This is a genomic window from Halosimplex halobium (assembly GCF_051414055.1).
GTDB lineage: Archaea > Halobacteriota > Halobacteria > Halobacteriales > Haloarculaceae > Halosimplex > Halosimplex halobium.
In genome coordinates this window covers 35,905-50,455 of record NZ_JBLKNX010000022.1, presented here as the reverse complement: position 1 = coordinate 50,455, position 14,551 = coordinate 35,905, and the positions used below count along the sequence as shown (strand labels likewise).

The 14,551-nt window shown below is 69.9% G+C and carries 17 protein-coding genes; 4 read left to right on the top strand and 13 right to left on the bottom strand.

All coding sequences use genetic code 11. The annotated features are described in order from the left end of the window. The first annotated feature begins 52 nt into the window (after positions 1-52). Positions 53-1,228, top strand: a complete 1,176-nt coding sequence (locus tag ACMGFG_RS20650) for a multicopper oxidase domain-containing protein (RefSeq protein ID WP_436932193.1) — start codon at positions 53-55, stop codon at positions 1,226-1,228. Positions 1,229-1,341: 113 nt separating this feature from the next. On the opposite strand, the gene ACMGFG_RS20645 is transcribed toward ACMGFG_RS20650, so the two are convergent. The 6 genes from ACMGFG_RS20645 to ACMGFG_RS20620 all read right to left on the bottom strand — a co-directional run bounded on the left by ACMGFG_RS20645 (position 1,342) and on the right by ACMGFG_RS20620 (position 5,700). Continuing rightward, a complete protein-coding gene (locus ACMGFG_RS20645) occupies positions 1,342-1,650 on the bottom strand; it encodes a hypothetical protein (protein WP_436932192.1) in 309 nt (102 codons plus the stop codon). Between the two features lie 83 nt (positions 1,651-1,733). Beyond that, positions 1,734-2,558: a DUF7537 family lipoprotein gene (locus tag ACMGFG_RS20640; protein ID WP_436932191.1), complete on the bottom strand. Its 825-nt coding sequence runs from the start codon at positions 2,556-2,558 to the stop codon at positions 1,734-1,736. A gap of 297 nt (positions 2,559-2,855) precedes the next feature. Continuing rightward, positions 2,856-3,119: a hypothetical protein gene (locus tag ACMGFG_RS20635; RefSeq protein WP_436932190.1), complete on the bottom strand. Its 264-nt coding sequence runs from the start codon at positions 3,117-3,119 to the stop codon at positions 2,856-2,858. Between the two features lie 168 nt (positions 3,120-3,287). Next, a complete protein-coding gene (locus ACMGFG_RS20630) occupies positions 3,288-4,304 on the bottom strand; it encodes a DUF4129 domain-containing protein (RefSeq protein WP_436932189.1) in 1,017 nt (338 codons plus the stop codon). Between the two features lie 74 nt (positions 4,305-4,378). Beyond that, complete coding sequence (locus tag ACMGFG_RS20625; protein WP_436932188.1) at positions 4,379-5,113, bottom strand: DUF7979 domain-containing protein; 735 nt, start codon at positions 5,111-5,113, stop codon at positions 4,379-4,381. 128 nt (positions 5,114-5,241) lie between these two features. Continuing rightward, complete coding sequence (locus ACMGFG_RS20620) at positions 5,242-5,700, bottom strand: VOC family protein (RefSeq protein WP_436932187.1); 459 nt, start codon at positions 5,698-5,700, stop codon at positions 5,242-5,244. Between the two features lie 134 nt (positions 5,701-5,834). On the opposite strand from ACMGFG_RS20620, the gene ACMGFG_RS20615 reads away from it, so the two are divergent. Then, positions 5,835-6,245: a pentapeptide repeat-containing protein gene (locus ACMGFG_RS20615; protein WP_436932186.1), complete on the top strand. Its 411-nt coding sequence runs from the start codon at positions 5,835-5,837 to the stop codon at positions 6,243-6,245. Between the two features lie 33 nt (positions 6,246-6,278). On the opposite strand, the gene ctaD is transcribed toward ACMGFG_RS20615, so the two are convergent. Together ctaD and ACMGFG_RS20605 are read right to left on the bottom strand one after the other, a co-directional pair. Continuing rightward, complete coding sequence (ctaD, locus tag ACMGFG_RS20610) at positions 6,279-8,099, bottom strand: cytochrome c oxidase subunit I (RefSeq protein ID WP_436932185.1); 1,821 nt, start codon at positions 8,097-8,099, stop codon at positions 6,279-6,281. Between the two features lie 93 nt (positions 8,100-8,192). Next, the gene (locus ACMGFG_RS20605) at positions 8,193-9,380 is read right to left on the bottom strand and encodes a hypothetical protein (RefSeq protein WP_436932184.1); all 1,188 of its coding nucleotides are present in this window, start codon (positions 9,378-9,380) and stop codon (positions 8,193-8,195) included. A 124-nt stretch (positions 9,381-9,504) separates the two neighbouring features. Between ACMGFG_RS20605 and ACMGFG_RS20600 the strand changes: the two genes are divergently transcribed. Next, positions 9,505-9,738 carry a DUF2249 domain-containing protein gene (locus tag ACMGFG_RS20600; RefSeq protein WP_436932183.1) on the top strand — a complete coding sequence of 78 codons (234 nt, stop codon included), beginning with the start codon at positions 9,505-9,507 and terminating at the stop codon, positions 9,736-9,738. Further along, positions 9,735-10,028 carry a cupin domain-containing protein gene (locus tag ACMGFG_RS20595; protein ID WP_436932182.1) on the top strand — a complete coding sequence of 98 codons (294 nt, stop codon included), beginning with the start codon at positions 9,735-9,737 and terminating at the stop codon, positions 10,026-10,028. Before ACMGFG_RS20600 ends, ACMGFG_RS20595 begins: the two co-directional genes overlap by 4 nt. Positions 10,029-10,071: 43 nt before the next feature. Here ACMGFG_RS20595 and ACMGFG_RS20590 read toward each other — a convergent pair whose 3' ends face one another. The 5 genes from ACMGFG_RS20590 to ACMGFG_RS20570 all read right to left on the bottom strand — a co-directional run bounded on the left by ACMGFG_RS20590 (position 10,072) and on the right by ACMGFG_RS20570 (position 14,551). Beyond that, entirely contained in the window at positions 10,072-10,443 is a 372-nt protein-coding gene (locus ACMGFG_RS20590; protein WP_436932181.1) for a glutamyl-tRNA reductase, read from the bottom strand. After that, the gene (locus tag ACMGFG_RS20585) at positions 10,440-10,712 is read right to left on the bottom strand and encodes a DUF2249 domain-containing protein (protein ID WP_436932180.1); all 273 of its coding nucleotides are present in this window, start codon (positions 10,710-10,712) and stop codon (positions 10,440-10,442) included. The genes ACMGFG_RS20590 and ACMGFG_RS20585 overlap by 4 nt, the downstream gene beginning before the upstream one ends. Before the next feature lie 88 nt (positions 10,713-10,800). Then, positions 10,801-11,859 (bottom strand): TrmB family transcriptional regulator, encoded by a 1,059-nt coding sequence (locus ACMGFG_RS20580; protein WP_436932179.1) that lies wholly within the window; start codon positions 11,857-11,859, stop codon positions 10,801-10,803. A 90-nt stretch (positions 11,860-11,949) separates the two neighbouring features. Beyond that, the gene (locus ACMGFG_RS20575) at positions 11,950-12,147 is read right to left on the bottom strand and encodes a hypothetical protein (RefSeq protein ID WP_436932178.1); all 198 of its coding nucleotides are present in this window, start codon (positions 12,145-12,147) and stop codon (positions 11,950-11,952) included. 121 nt (positions 12,148-12,268) lie between these two features. After that, positions 12,269-14,551, bottom strand: a complete 2,283-nt coding sequence (locus ACMGFG_RS20570) for an ABC transporter ATP-binding protein (RefSeq protein ID WP_436932177.1) — start codon at positions 14,549-14,551, stop codon at positions 12,269-12,271.

The window sequence follows — 14,551 nt, the reverse complement described above, 5'->3', positions numbered from 1 at the left end:
TGGGAATCCCCTTGCCGGGCTTTATGATAGTACTCCCAACTCCGAACTGAGCATGACCGACAACATCGGTGCGCCCGGAACGGACATGTCGCGTCGCGAGTTCGCCAAGGCCGCCGCCGGCACGACCGGCTTCATGGCCCTGTCGGGCTGTCAGGCCGCCCCGTCGGGCAGCGAGGGCGTGACCGTCTCCGAGGTCGAATCGCAGGGCGGTTCGACCCCCGCACAGACCGCCAATCCCGCGGATCTCCCCAAGACCTCCCCGCCGGAGGTCGTCAACGTCGACGAGCAGGGCAACCAGGTGACGCTGCGGAGCGTCCCCTCCTACCACGAGGTCCACCCGCTGGAGAACATGGGCGGGCCCGTCGACCTGCCGGCCACCTGGGCGTTCCAGGCGGACGACCGCGAGCCCTCTGTCCCGGGCCCGATCCTCCGGACGACCGAGGGCGAGGACATGGAGGTGACGCTTGACAACACGGACGGCAAGCGCCCCCACACCGTCCACTTCCACGGCGTCCGGAAGAACTGGGAGGACGACGGCGTCCCGACCACCACGGGCATCACCGTCCCGCCGGGCGAGAGCCACACCTACGAGATCCCCGCCAACGTTCCGGGGACCCACCTCTACCACTGCCACTACCAGACCCATCGCCACATCGACATGGGGATGTACGGCTTCTTCCGGGTCGACCCGGAGGGCTACGAGGAGGCCGACGTGGAGACGTTCATGACGATGAAGGAGTGGGACAACCGGCTCAACAAGCAGATGGCGGGGATGGATGTCGACTACAGTCCGCGCAATCGTGACCCCAACGTCTTCACCATCAACGGCAAGTCCGCCCCGCGGACGCTCCACCCCGAGGACGGCTCGCCGGTCATCGTCGAGCAGGGCGACACCGTCCGCATCCACTTCGCCAACAACGGGTACATGATGCACCCGATGCACACCCACAACCACCGCTTCGAGGTCGTCGAGAAGGACGGCTCGCAGATCCCCGAGGCGGCCCGCTACAAGGAGGACGTGCTCAACATCGCGCCCGCGGAGCGCAAGACTGTCGAGTTCGAGGCTGACGCCGACCCCGGCATCTACCTCATGCACTGCCACAAGGTGTTCCACGCGATGAACGGCAACTCCTACCCCGGCGGGATGGTCGGTGCCATTGTGTACAGGGACGCGATGGACTCCGACATCTTCGCCCAGCTCATGGAGTACGCCGGCTACGAGGGCTGACCGCCCCACGCTGACGATACTTCCCGTCCCGACAGCGACACCCGCCGCTCCCGAACCCGCCACCTCTGTCAGACATCGCACCCGGCGGCGGCCGCTCGCTTTTGTTCTCTCCGCTACTCGACGACGTACGACTGGAGGTCGCCTCGGGACTGCACGTCGACGAACCGGTAGCGGCGGCCGTCGGCGAGGTCGCCGGCGAAGTCCGCGTCGGCCGCGCCCTCGACCTCGTACACCTCGTCGGCCTCCCGCAGGTCGTGGTCGTGCAGCGTCTCGCGGACCGACTCCGGCAGCGCCCCCTCGCTCGGGATCTCGACGACGAACAGGCGGTCGGTGAAGCTCTTGGCCGTCCAGGCGTCGACGACGCCCTCGCGGTCGGCCACCCGCTCGGCGAGCGCCGACAGGGCGGCGGCTCTGTCGCTCATACTCCCGGTTCGGGCCGCGGCCGGAAACGGCCGGTCCCGAACGGGTTCGCCGCCCCGGAGCGACCGTGTCGAGTCGCCCTCTCCTACCCCCGTTCCATCGCCTCGTCGTACCACGTCGGCCGGTCGACCGTCGTCGCGCCGACCCGCTCGAACCCGACGCTCCGCCGGACGCGGACGCGCTCGCCGTCGACGGTCGCGTCGTAGACGACGTGGTACGAACTCACGAACCCCGATCCGGCGACGAACGCGTGGAGGGTCGCGTTCTCCACGTTGTCGACCGTGGAGTCGCCGACGAACCCCTCGGAGCGGACGGTCGTCCCGACGATGTGGACCCGATCGCCCTCCGGCGACCGGTCGGCGACCCGCGTCTCGAACCCTTCGAGCGTCGATCGCAGGTCCGTCTCGGGTCCGAGGTCGAGCGCGACGGTCCCGAGCCAGAAGCTCCAGGTGCCGACGTAGGCGTCGGTGTCGTCGTAGCGGCTGTACTCGGTCCGGTTGTCGATGGTCTGGCGGCGGAGGTACACCTCGTCGTTCGCCCAGTACTCGGCCCGGGTCGGCGGTTCGCCGATGACGAGTGGCGCCCCCGGCCCCTCGACCGACACCCTCGCGTGGTAGTCCCGCGCGGGCGCCGCCGAGAGGGCGAGCCGGACGGTCAGCGCCGACCTGAGCGACCCGTTCGCCGCCCGAACCGTCCGGTTCGTGACGAGCGTGTAGCTCCGGTTCCCGAGCGCGGCCGCGTGTGCGTTCGCGAGCGCCGACGCGTCGGCCACACCGTCCGGCTCGACACCCGGGGGGAGCGGCGAGTCGGTCGGCACCGGCGCCGGCGTCACCGTCGGCCGGTCCGTTCCGGGAGCCAGGGCGCTACAGCCCGCGAGAACGACGAGCAGCGCGACGAGCGCCCGGCGCATACGCCGGGTTCGGCCCGCGGGAGCAAAAGATGCATGGCGGGTGTGTGCTGTCCGGAGACGACGAACAGTGGGCGGTGCGGTCGGCGCGCGCTGTCGCGACTCTCGTGTCGCGACAGCACCGCGCGAGGGATGAGTCATCACAGGCCGCAGGCCGAGAAGCGCAATCGGCTGGGGAGGTATGTGGCTGTCTGCGGTGCTGTGCGGAGCGGTCGCGGTGCCATGCTGTGCGGGATGGTCGCGGTGCCGTGCTGTGCTGTCCCTGGTGGACTGAAAGGGCGAGGCGCGCTCGCGTCCAATTTAGTCGCCTGAACGGGCCACTATCCGAAGCGGCCCCTGGGCCGCGAGGATATCCCGCTCAGCGACCGCGAGCGCGGCGAGGGCTTTCATCGCCTGCTGTTTCCAGCGGTAGACACTCCAGCTAGCGAGCGCGGCGAGGGCTTGTAGCGTCTGCTGTTTCCAGCGGTAGACACTCCAGCTAGCGAGCGCGGCGAGAGCTTGCAGCGTCCGCTGTTTCCATCGGTAGACACTCCAGCTAGCGAGCGCGGCGAGAGCATTCAGCACTCGCTGTCGAGTGCGGTCACCGATACAGCGAGCGCGGCGAGAGCGTTCAACACCCGCCGTCAGTAGCGATAGCGGTCGTCGAGAACTGTCGAACGCGGTCGATACAGCCAATTACAGAGACGGTTCGGGTGTGACACCACTCCCGGTCACTCGAAGGTCGACCGGTCGCTAACGACGTTCGCCGTCGGACTCGTCGGTCCCCTCGCCGTCAGAATCGTCAGTTCGCTCGCCGTAGGCGTGCTCGATGGACCGGAACACCGAGAGGGCGACTTTCTCGCGGCTGGCGGGGTCGCGCTCGCCGTAGCGGACCTCCTCGAACAGCCGCGTCAGCTCGGCCACGTCGTCTTCGCCCATGCCGGCGGCGACGGCGGCGTCGGCGAACTCGCCGGGGGTCGCCGTGTCGGGGTCGGCCACGTCGAGCATGCTGGTCATCTCCCACCACGCGCGGTAGACCTCGTTGTCCACGTCCGCGTTGTGGTCTTCGAGCCGGTCCGCGGCGCGGCCGGCCGCGGCCGCCAGGTCCCGGGGGGTGAGCGGGTCGGCGTCGTCCGCCTCGACGTCGCGGTCGTCGATCTCGGAGATAGTGTCGCCGCCCGAGGCGCGGTACAGCGCGGCCGCGGTCCCGACGAGGACGACGCCGAAGACGCCCAGCACCGCCTCCGCGGGGAGGTTCGTGACGAGCGGGTCGCCACCGTCACCGGGGAGAACCGTGTTGGTGACGTTCCCCGGCCCGATGCCCGGGCTGTCGTAGCTCGGACAGTCCGTCGAGAGGAAATACGAGAGCAGCGCCGGCGGCGCCAGCGCGTACAGCCCGAGGAACGAGGCGCCGAAGGAGTAGCGGCGCTTGATCATCCCGACCGCCGCCGCGAGCGCGCCGAAGTAGACCAGCCCGCCCCACCACGTCGTCAGCGGCTGGACGCACCGCGTCAGTTCGAGCGGTTCCCCGGGCTCCCTGGGCGGTCCGACCGGCGTCCCCTCCTCGGGCGGCCCCTCGTTCGGGTTCGACGGCGTTCCCAGCGGGGGATCCGACACGCCGCCGGAGTCCCGCTCGACCGAACTGTCGGCCGCCGGGGTCCCAGTGTCGAGGGCCGACGCCACCGTCGCCGCGCCGACGGCGACCGCCGCCATCGCCACCAGACCGACCACGACCACCCGCAACGTCGTCCTGTCGAAGTAGTCGTCCATGGGTGTGCCATTGGCTACCTATTGTAAATGTTTTTCGTACACATAGACTACCTAACACGACAGTCAGGACAGAGTTACGAGGCCGATTCGACCCGCTCGACCCTCAGCGTCTCGGCCCAGTAGTCGCCCACCGCGTAACTCAGGCGGTAGGTCTCCCCGTCGTATCGGACGCGCGAGGTCTCCTGTAGCTCCCCGGGGAGCGAGTCCCACTTGCCCATCGGGACGCCGTACGAGCCGTTCTCGACCGCCCACCGGACCTCGTCGCGAACCGACGCGGAGAGGTTTCCGTAGGCGGTCACGGTGGCGTTCTCGTCGGGCGAAGCCGGGTCGGCGTAGATGCCGTAGGAGGCGTACAGCCGCCCGTCCGTGGCCGTGTCGACGCGGTACAGCCGGTCGTCCTTGCGGACGAACGCGTGGCCGCGGAACGGGCCCGCCGCCTCGATAGTGTGGTTGCCCTCGACGTACGGCGAGTCGGGCACGAAGGAGACCTCGCCGTCGAGCGCGTCGTCGAACGCCGCCTGCGACGCCGGCGCCAGCGCGGCGTAGTCGACCGTGTTCCCGTCGGTCGGTTCGCTCGGCGTCGCCGACGCGCTCGGCGGCGCCGGCGTCGGCGTCTCCGTCGACGCAGGTGAATCGGGCGTCTCGCCCGGCGACGAATCGGCCAGCGTCGCGGTCGGCGTCTCGGCGGGCGTGTCGGTCGGGTCCACAGAGTCGGTCGGCGTCGCACCCTCACCGGGGCCGGGCGCGGCGAGACAGCCGCCGGCGGCCACCAGTGCGATCAGCACGGCGAGCAGTCGAGTCCGTTCCATACCCGGAAGGCCGCCCCACGGAAGAAAGGGCCTTGTCGTGGATCAAAGGAGCCTTTGATCGGGCGCCAGCGGAGTTCCCGGCTCCGCTCCGGCCGAAACCGGGCCGGCTCGATTCGGCTCGCTCTCCCTCACTCGGGTGCCATCCCCTTCGCGGCGAGTTCGTCGCGCGCCGCGTCGGTCTTGTCCAGGTCGAGGTCCATCCCGTCGAGAACGTGGTCGGCCTTGGTGAACTGCACTTCGTCGTACTGGACGACCTGGATCCGGTTGCCCCACGGGTCGCGGAAGTCCAGCCCGTCCTGATCGAGCCGTTCGACCCCCTCGGCTTCGAGCCGCCGCTCGACGAGGTCCGCGTCGTCGACGACGAGCCCGAAGTGGCGGTGCCGATCGGCCCGCTCCCCGGCGTCGGCGTCCTCCGAGAGCGCGAGGAACTGGTCGCCCATGTCGAGGAACACCGCCGAGTCGGTCTCCCCGCGGACCGGGAAGTCGAAGATCGACCCGTAGAACTCCCGGGCCTCCCCGGCGTCGCCGACCGACAGCGCGACGTGGTTGATCCCTACCATGCGGGCGCGGTCGCCGTCGTCACTCATGGGATCCGTTTGGGTGGCCTACCCAATCAACACAGTGGACTCCGGCGAACGGTATCGAGTCCGCGGGCCCACCTCTCGACGGGGCTCCGCCTCGCATGGATACCACTAAGTACTGAATGTCAGTACGGTTACGCATGGGCGAACCGGAGTTTGTGATTCCGAACGACGAATCGGTTTCTGCCGACGACATCCACCCGGATGCGGACCTCTCCGGGGTCGACCTGTCCAAGTCCCTCCTCGTCGGGGCACACCTTGCGGGAGCAGACCTCTCCGACGCGGACCTCTCCGGTGCCGCGCTCCGCGAGGCGGACCTCTCCGGTGTCGACCTGTCCGACGCGAAACTCAACGTGGCGGTCCTTCGCGACGCGGACCTTCACGACGCGGATCTATCCAGAGCGCGACTGACTCGCGCGACGCTCACCGGTGCCGATCTATCGGATGCGGACCTCACACGCGCCAAATTCGCCGCCGCGGACGTTACCGACGCGGACCTCGCTGGTGCCAACGTCTCCGACGCCATCTTGCTCGATACGACGGATCGGTAGGAACCCGAGACTTCGTGGCCGAACAGTCGCCGGTCAGTCGTCAGTGCGTCCGGCGGCCGCCCCGTCGCCGTCCCTCTCCTCGCCGCCGGACTCGTCCGACGAGTCCCCGCTCGCGTCACTCGCACGACCGCCGTCGGTCGCGAGCGCGGTCTCCTGCTGGCGTTCGAACCAGGCCCACTCCCGGCCGTGCTGGCCGGTCTCCTTGAGGTCCCAGGGGTCGCCGTCGGTGACCTTCGGCCCCTCCAGCCACGACTGGACGAGGTTCCAGACGAAGATGATCTGGCCGAACGCGAGCAGGAGCGCGCCGAGCGTCGCCGAGCGGTGCAGGGCGGTGAACAGCAGTTCCGGCCCGGCCTCGACGGCGTAGGTGGCGTACCGGCGGGGCATCCCCGCGTAGCCGAGGATGATCATCGGGAAGAAGGTGAGGTTGGTCCCGACCATCGTCAGCCAGAAGTGCCACTTCGCCAGCGTCTGCTGATACATCCGCCCCGTGTAGATGGGGAACCAGTAGTAGATGCCCGCGAAGACGGCGAAGGCGATGCCGCCCATGATGACGTAGTGGAAGTGCGCGACGACGTGGTAGGTGTCGTGCAGCAGCATGTCGACCGGGATCGAGGCCTCGAAGACGCCCGTCACGCCGCCGATGATGAAGTTCGCGATGAACCCGACGCAGAACAGGAACGGAGCGGTGAGCCGCAGTCGGCCGTTCCACATCGTCGCGATCCAGTTGAACGTCTTGACAGCCGACGGGACCGCGACGGCCAGCGACACGGCCATGAACGAGGCGCGCAGGCGCGGGTCGATACCGGTCGCGAACATGTGGTGCGCCCAGACGCCGAACGAAAGCACTCCCAGCGCGAGCGTGGAGTAGACGACGAACTTGAACCCGAACAGCTTCCGGCCGGTGAACTTCGGGAGGATGTAACTGATGAGACCCATCGGCGGGAGCACGAGGATGTACACCTCGGGGTGGCCGAAGAACCAGAACAGGTGTTGCCAGAGGATCGGCCCGCCGCCCTCCCCCGTCATGAAGAACGTCGTCCCGAGGTTGCGGTCGAGCAGCAGCATGATCAGGGCGCTCCCGAGCAGGGGGAACGCGAAGATGATCTGCCCGGACTGGGTGAGGACGGTCCACGAGAAGATGTCGAGGTTTGCCCAGCTGACCGACTCGTCGCGCTCGGTGACGATGGTCGCGATGAAGTTGATCGCCCCCATCGTCGCCGAGACCCCGGTGAGGTGCAACCCGAGCAGCATCAGGTCGACGGCGGGGTTGGGCTGCTCGATCGAGAGCGGGGTGTACATCGTCCAGGCGGTCTGGGCGGGCGCGAGACTCGGCAGGAAGAACCCGGCCCAGATGAGCACGGCCCCCGGCGGCAGCAGCCAGAAGGCGATGGCGTTGATCCGCGGGAACGCCATGTCGTCGGCGCCGATCAGCAGCGGCACGAAGTAGTTCGAGAACGCCGCGAGGATGGGCGTCCCGAACAGGAATAGCATCGTGATCCCGTGGCTCGTCAGCAGCCCGTTGTAGAGGCTGCTCTCGATGAAGTTCGAGGTCGGCGTGACCAGCTCCAGCCGCATCAGCATGACGGCGACGCCGCCCCAGGCGAACGCGAGGACGGCGAAGGTGCCGTACATCAGCCCGATGTCCTTGTGGTCGACGGTCGTCAGCCAGCGCACGATCCCGCTCGGTTTGTGCGCCTGTTCCTCGCCGGTGCCGTACCCGCCGGCGCCGGTCCCGCCGCCGACGACCGGCGTGTACGACCGCCAGTCCTCCAGCCGTACGACCCAGACGAACACGCCCAGCAGAAACGCTGCCGTCAGCCCCGACAGCGTCAGTGTCGCGATATCGGCCATGTGCCGGGGGATTCACCCCCCTCCCCCCTGGGTCTTCTCGGGAACGTGTTCGGGCCGCCTTTTCCGGGGTGCAGTGGGCGGGCAGTCGACGGATCAGTCCCGCGCCCGCTGGACGAACACGCCGAGGACGAGGTATGCGTACGCGACCGCACCGACGAGCGCGAGCGCCCGGCCGGCCGTCGGCACGAGCGCGACCGGGACCGCCGCGGCGACGAGTTCGAGGACGAGCCCGCCGGCGACCAGCCCCATCGCGGCCCGCGCCAGCCCGTCGCCCGCGCCGGGGAACCGACCGACCGTCGGCGGGTAGAACTGGAACGTGACGCCGACGACCGAGAGGCCGAGGAAGCCGAGCAGGTTCAGGCGGTAGTGGGCGGCGACCAGCGCCGGGTCGACCGGACCGAACGCGAACGACAGGCCGAGCGCGACGGCGAGGACGCCGAACCCGACCCCCACCAGCGGGCCGAGAAAGCCTACCCGGTCGCGGTCGCTGGCGCGGTAGAGCCGGACGTACGCCGCGGCGAACCCGACCACGGCGACGGCTTCGAGGACGGCTCCCACCCGGAAGACGGGGCCGGCAGGCAACCCCGCGGCCAGCAGCGCGGGGCCGACGGCCCCCGGTGGGAGGACAGCCCACGGCACCCACGACGGGAGGTCGACGACGAGAAAGCGGGGCAGGAGGCGGAAGCCGACGGCGAACAGGAGGAGTGCGGCGCCGCCGGCGGCCAGCAGGTGCGTCGCCCGCGGCGGGTAGCCATCGAGGACCGCCGGCGCGAGGGCGACCCGGGCGGCCAGCGTCTCCCACGACCCCACGGCGAGGTAGGCGAACACGACCGGGACGAACAGGTTCGCGGCGCGGTCGACCGGCCGCCGGTCGGCGTTGTGGTCGCCCGTCCCGGTCTCGCTGCCGGTCGGGTTGTCGCGGACGGTCCAGGCGAGCGTCGCGAGGAAGACCGCGACGCCGGCCGCCCACGCCGTCGCGCCGAGCGAGCCCACCACGGCGGGTACTTTTGCCAGCGGCGCCAGGGCGAGCCCGGCGGTCCCGCCGACCGCCAGCGGCAGGTGGACCGCGGGCGCCCGCGGCCACGCCAGCGACCGGTCGAAGTAGGAGGGCACCAGCGAGTACGCCTTCCCGAAGACGACCCCAAGGACGAACCCGTAGAGCCCGAGCGCGACCGTCGTCCGCCGCGGGAGCCCCGCGAGCGCGGCCGCCTGCCAGGCGACCAGCCAGCAGACCCCGGCCGCGACCAGCGCCCGCGACCACCGCGAGAGCGTCGCCGACATACCCCCGACCTCGTCCGCTCGCCCCCTCAATCTGGTGGCGAACGCGCTCGGTCGAAACGTCGTCCTCGTGGCCGAACATATTCGGGCAAAGGGAGAGGCGTGCGGGCGGCCAACCGTCGGACGTATGCCAGCGACCACGCTCGACATCCGCGACGTGCCGCCGCCGGAGCGCCACCCGATGATCCACGAGGCCTTCGAGGATCTGGCGAGTGGCGAGACGCTGCGGATCGTCAACGACCACGAACCGAAGCCGCTGTTCTACGAGTTCCAGGCCGAGGTCGACGAGTTCGACGCCGAGAACTACTCGGTCGAGCGGCGCGAGACCGACGAATTCGTCGCCGACCTCCCCAAGGAATGAGCGAGGTCGTCCACCTCCCGGACCTGGACGGCGACGGCCGGGGCGTCCTCTTCGAGGGGGCGCCGAAGACCGTCCGGCTCGCCCTCGACGAGGGCGACCGCGTCCCGCCACACCAGCACCCCGACAGAGAGATCGTCTGCTACGTCGTCGACGGCGAGATCGAGATGACCCTCGGCGACGAGACGGTCGAGCTGGCCGCCGGCGACGCCGCCCGGTTCTCCGGCGACCAGGACATCTCCCCGCGGGCCCGCGAGGACAGCGTCGCGCTGCTCGTCCTCGCCGAGGGTTGACGACCCTCTCCGGCTCGCTTTCCCACCGCGGCCGCGAAACGTACTATTCGCCGAACAGCGACAGCGCCGTGGCGACGGTCTCGGGGTCGTGGTCGTCGCCCTCCGCCGCCGCCCGGAGGCTCCGCTCGGGCGCGGCCAGCAGCCGGGCGACCAGCCGGTCGGCGAGCCGTTCGACCGCCTCGCGGTCGCGCTCCGAGAGGTCGCCCCGAGTGTCGAGCTTCGTCAGTGCTGTCTCGACCTCACGCTCGCGGACCTCGCCGGCGCGCTCCCGGATCCGCGCGCGGGCCGCGTCGGGATCGGGCGTCTCGGCGGCCTGGTCGGTCGTTTCGGCGCCCGGGTCGGCCGGACGCTCCGCACCGTCGACGGCGTCGGCGTCGGTGCCCTCATTCGCTCCGGTCGACGACGCGCCGGTCATGCCCGCCAGATCGTCGTGACGGTGACGCCGTCGCGCTCGACGGTCGCGTACTCGTAGCCGCGGTCGTCGAGCTTGGGGTAGAGGTGCTGTGGCGCGCGGTCGTTGAACTGGACCAGCACCGTCCCGTCGTCCAGCTCGACCAGCCGTTCGAGCGTGTTCGACAGCGGCTTGGGCGGCCCCAGCTCGCGCACGTCCAGCGTCTCCCGCGGCGCGTCGCGGGGTGCGCCGGTCTCGGCGACGACCGTCTCGGGGTTCAGTCCGGTGGACATACGAGAGCGTACGGCACCGACGCTCCCAGGGGTTGTGCCGAACGTCTTCGGGTGTTCGAAACGTGGGGGAGAACCGTCGAGACCGCGACTACTCGTCGGTCGGACGCAGGGTCACCTCGTCGCCCTCGTACTCCTCGATGAACGAGCCGGGGCCGCCGATGCTGACCTCGCCGCGGCCGGTCTCCAGGTAGAGGCTGGTCTCCAGCGTGTAGTCGTTGGTCGACGGCTCGACGAACGCCTGGCGGACCTGGCTGACGCGGCCGGCGACCTCCGGCCCCTCGTCGGTCCGGACCACCGCTTCCAGTTCCGTCCCCTCGCGGCGGTGGAGGACGGCCTCCAGCACGGAGTGGCGGAACCACTCGAAGGTCCGCGGGAGGTCGCCGGGCTCGCGGACGTGGACCTCGGTCGCCGCCGGCCAGTAGGCGCCGAAGTACAGCCCGACGATGGAGCCGGCCAGGTTGTCCTCCGTGACGGCGACGGCCTCCTCGTCGACGTGGGTGCCCGAGAGGATGCCCGAGTGGCCGATCATCGCCGCCTCGTCGTCGGCGGCGTACATGAAGGGGAGTCGCTCGGACCACGACCGGACGACCGCTGCCGTCTCCTCCAGTCGAGACTCGTCGACCTCCAGATCCGCCATCCCGCCGATCAGCAGGAAGACGAGCACGCCGCGGTCGACGGCGTCCCGCAGTTCCGGCTCGATGTCCTCGTAGGAGTGGCCCGGGACCGCCACGAGCACCTCGTTGTCGGCCTCGGAGATCCCCGTCCGGAGCCGCTTGACCGCGGTCTCGCGGGCCTTGATGATCTGGATCTCCGGCGTCTGGGGTTCGGTCCGGTTGAACCGGTCCTCCAGCGTCGGGGTGATCGACTCCAGGCGGTTCGACAGCGCGTCGATGGCCTCCTCGGGGGGCCGCGCCCGGATCGTCGTCGGCGAGGCGTGGTCGTTGACCACGACGAGGTTGCGGTCCTCCAGGCGCTCGGCGATGTTGTACACCGCCCGCTGGGTCACGTCCGCCGCCTCCGCGACCGTCCGCACGGTCGTCTCGCCCTGTTCGAGGATCGCAAGGTAGGTGTCGATCTCCGTGTCCGAGAAGCCGAACACGTTCAGCTCGTCCCTGAGCGTGCCGTCGTCGATCCCTTGGTCGGTCATGGTATCGCTCCGTTGAACGGTATCACGTATGGTTGTTCCTCTTGCATTTTCGGTCCGTGAGTCGTCGCTCCCGCCGTCCCCCGCGGCCGGTCACCACAGCTCCTCGAAGGGGTCCCAGTCCGCGCGGATGAACGCCGCCGAGGCGACGAACACCACGGCGAGCATCGCGAAGCTCACCACCGAGATCACGAACGTCCCGGTCCCCCGTTCGACGAACGGGACCGCCAGGACCAGGAACCCCAGCAACACGGCGCTCGCGGTGAAGAACGCGCGCCAGACTGCCGTCACACCCTCCTCCTCCGTACGCGGTGATCGGCGGGGAGCCACTTCATGGTCCCGCTGTCGCCCGGCCCCGCCGGACCGCCGCATGTCGGAGCGGCCCGGCCTCGGGCGCGCGGGACCGCCATCGTCAGTCCCCGTCGTTCGGCGACTCCGCGGCGTCGACGCCCTCCAGGGGTTCGCTGTCCCAGTAGGGGTGGTTCGAGTCCGCCCGGTGGCACGCGACCGCCCGCTCGCCGGAGCCCGACTCGTCGAGGTCAGGCGCCTCGCTCACGCAGGCCTCGCGGGCCTCCGGACAGCGCGTGTGGAACCGACAGCCCGTCGGCGGGTCGACGGGGTCGGGGATGTCGATCGACCGGACCGGCGGGTCCGTCATCTCCTGGTCGCTGGGGTCTAAGTTCGCCGTCGCCCACCGCAGCACCTTCGTGTAGGGGTGCTGGGGGTCGTTCAGCACCTCGTCGGGCGGGCCGACCTCGACGAGTTCGCCGAGGTACATGATCCCGATGCGCCCGTCGGCCTTCTCGGCGAGGTAGCGGGCGTTCGACAGCGTGTGCGAGATGAAGACGAAGGAGGTGTTGAACTGGTTCTGCAGTTCGAGCAGCAGGTCCATCGTCTCCACCCGCAGGGACACGTCCAGCGCCGAGACCGCCTCGTCGGCGAGGATCACGTCCGGGTTCATCAACAGTGCGCGGACGAGCGCCACGCGCTGTTGCTCCCCGCCCGAGAGCTGGTGGGGGAAGCGGTTGGCGTAGTCCTCCGGCGGGGTCATGCCGACCCGGTCGAGCAGCGCGTAGATGCGCGCCCGGCGGTCCTCGGTCGACAGCTCGGGGTTCCAGCGCTTCAGCGGCGCCTCCAGCGAGGTGACGACCTTCTGGTTGGGGTTCAGCGACGCCCCGGGGTCCTGGTGGATGATCTGCAGCGCCTTGCGGATGTCCCCGTACTCGATCTCGGGGTCACCCACGCCGTCCTTGGCGTCCCAGATGTCCTGGCCGCGATAGGCGACGCTGCCCTCGGTGGGCCGCTGGACGCCGATGATCGCCTTGCCCAGCGTGGTCTTGCCGCAGCCGGACTCGCCGACCAGCGCCAGCACGTCGTTCTCGGGGATGTCGATGCTCACGTCGTCGACGGCGTGGACCGTCTCGGGCTCGCCGGTCAGCGACGCGAGCAGCCCCTGGTCCTCCTCGAAGTGGATGGACACGTCGTCCAGCGAGACGACCGTCTCGTCGTCCGGTGCGGCCAGGGCGCTGCCCCCGCTGCTCGCGTCGCCGCCGAACGCGTCGTCGGGCTCGGCCGTCTCCGCCGCGTCCTCGACCGTCCCGGCGATCTCCGACACGTCGAACGGCACGGCCTCGTCGGCCTGCTCGTGGTAGAAACAGGCCGACCGCTGGTCGGGTCCGGCGTCGTACCACTCCGGCTTCTCCTCGTGGCAGCGCTGGTCGGACAGCGGACACCGCGGCGCGTAGTGACAGCCGTCCGGGACGTGCGCCGGGTTCGGCGCCGTCCCCTCGATGGGCTGCATCGTCTCCAGCGGCGCGTCGAGGTTCGGCACCGCCTTCAGCAGCGCCCTGGTGTAGGGGTGGCTGGAGTCACGGACGAGCTGGTCGCTCGGCCCGACCTCCGCCAGCTCGAACGCGTAGAGGATGGCCAGCCGGTCGGCCAGCCCCGCGACCAGCGGCAGGTCGTGCGTGATGAAGAGGATAGACAGCTCGTACTTCTCCTTGATGTCGTCGAGCAGCGAGAGGATCGACCGCTGCATCAGCAGATCCAGCGCGGCGGTCGGCTCGTCCATCAGGAGCACGTCCGGCTCGAGGATGAGCGAGAGGGCGATCAGCGCCCGCTGGCTCATCCCGCCGGACAGCTCGTGGGAGTAGGCGTTCAGCACCCGCTCGGGGTCCAGGTACAGGTCCGAGAGCAGCTGGCGGGCCCGCTCCATGCCCTCGTCGACGTCGTAGTCGTGGGCCTCCAGGGTCTCCTCGAAGTGCCCGCCGATGGTCATCGTGGGGTTGAACGAGGACAGCGCCCCCTGGAAGACCATCGAGATCTCCTCCCAGCGGAACTGCTTGAGGTCGTCGTCGTCCAGGTCGAGGACGTGGACCGGGTCGGCGTTCCCCGAGGGGTAGTAGCGCACGTCGCCGGTAGTGATCCCCGGTTCCTCGACGGCGTCCATCATCGCGTTGGCGAGCATGGACTTGCCCGAGCCCGACTCGCCGACGCAGCCGAGGATCTCCCCGCGGCGCAGGTCGAGGCTCACGTCGTCGAGCACCATCGCGTCGCGGGCCTGCAGGTCGTAGGTGACGCTGACGTTGCGCACCTCGACGATGGGGTCGTCGGTCCCCCGGGCCGTCTCGTCGCGGCCCCGCGAGGGGCCCTCGGTGTCGGTGCTACCGGTCGTGTCGTCGGGCGTGCTCGCCAT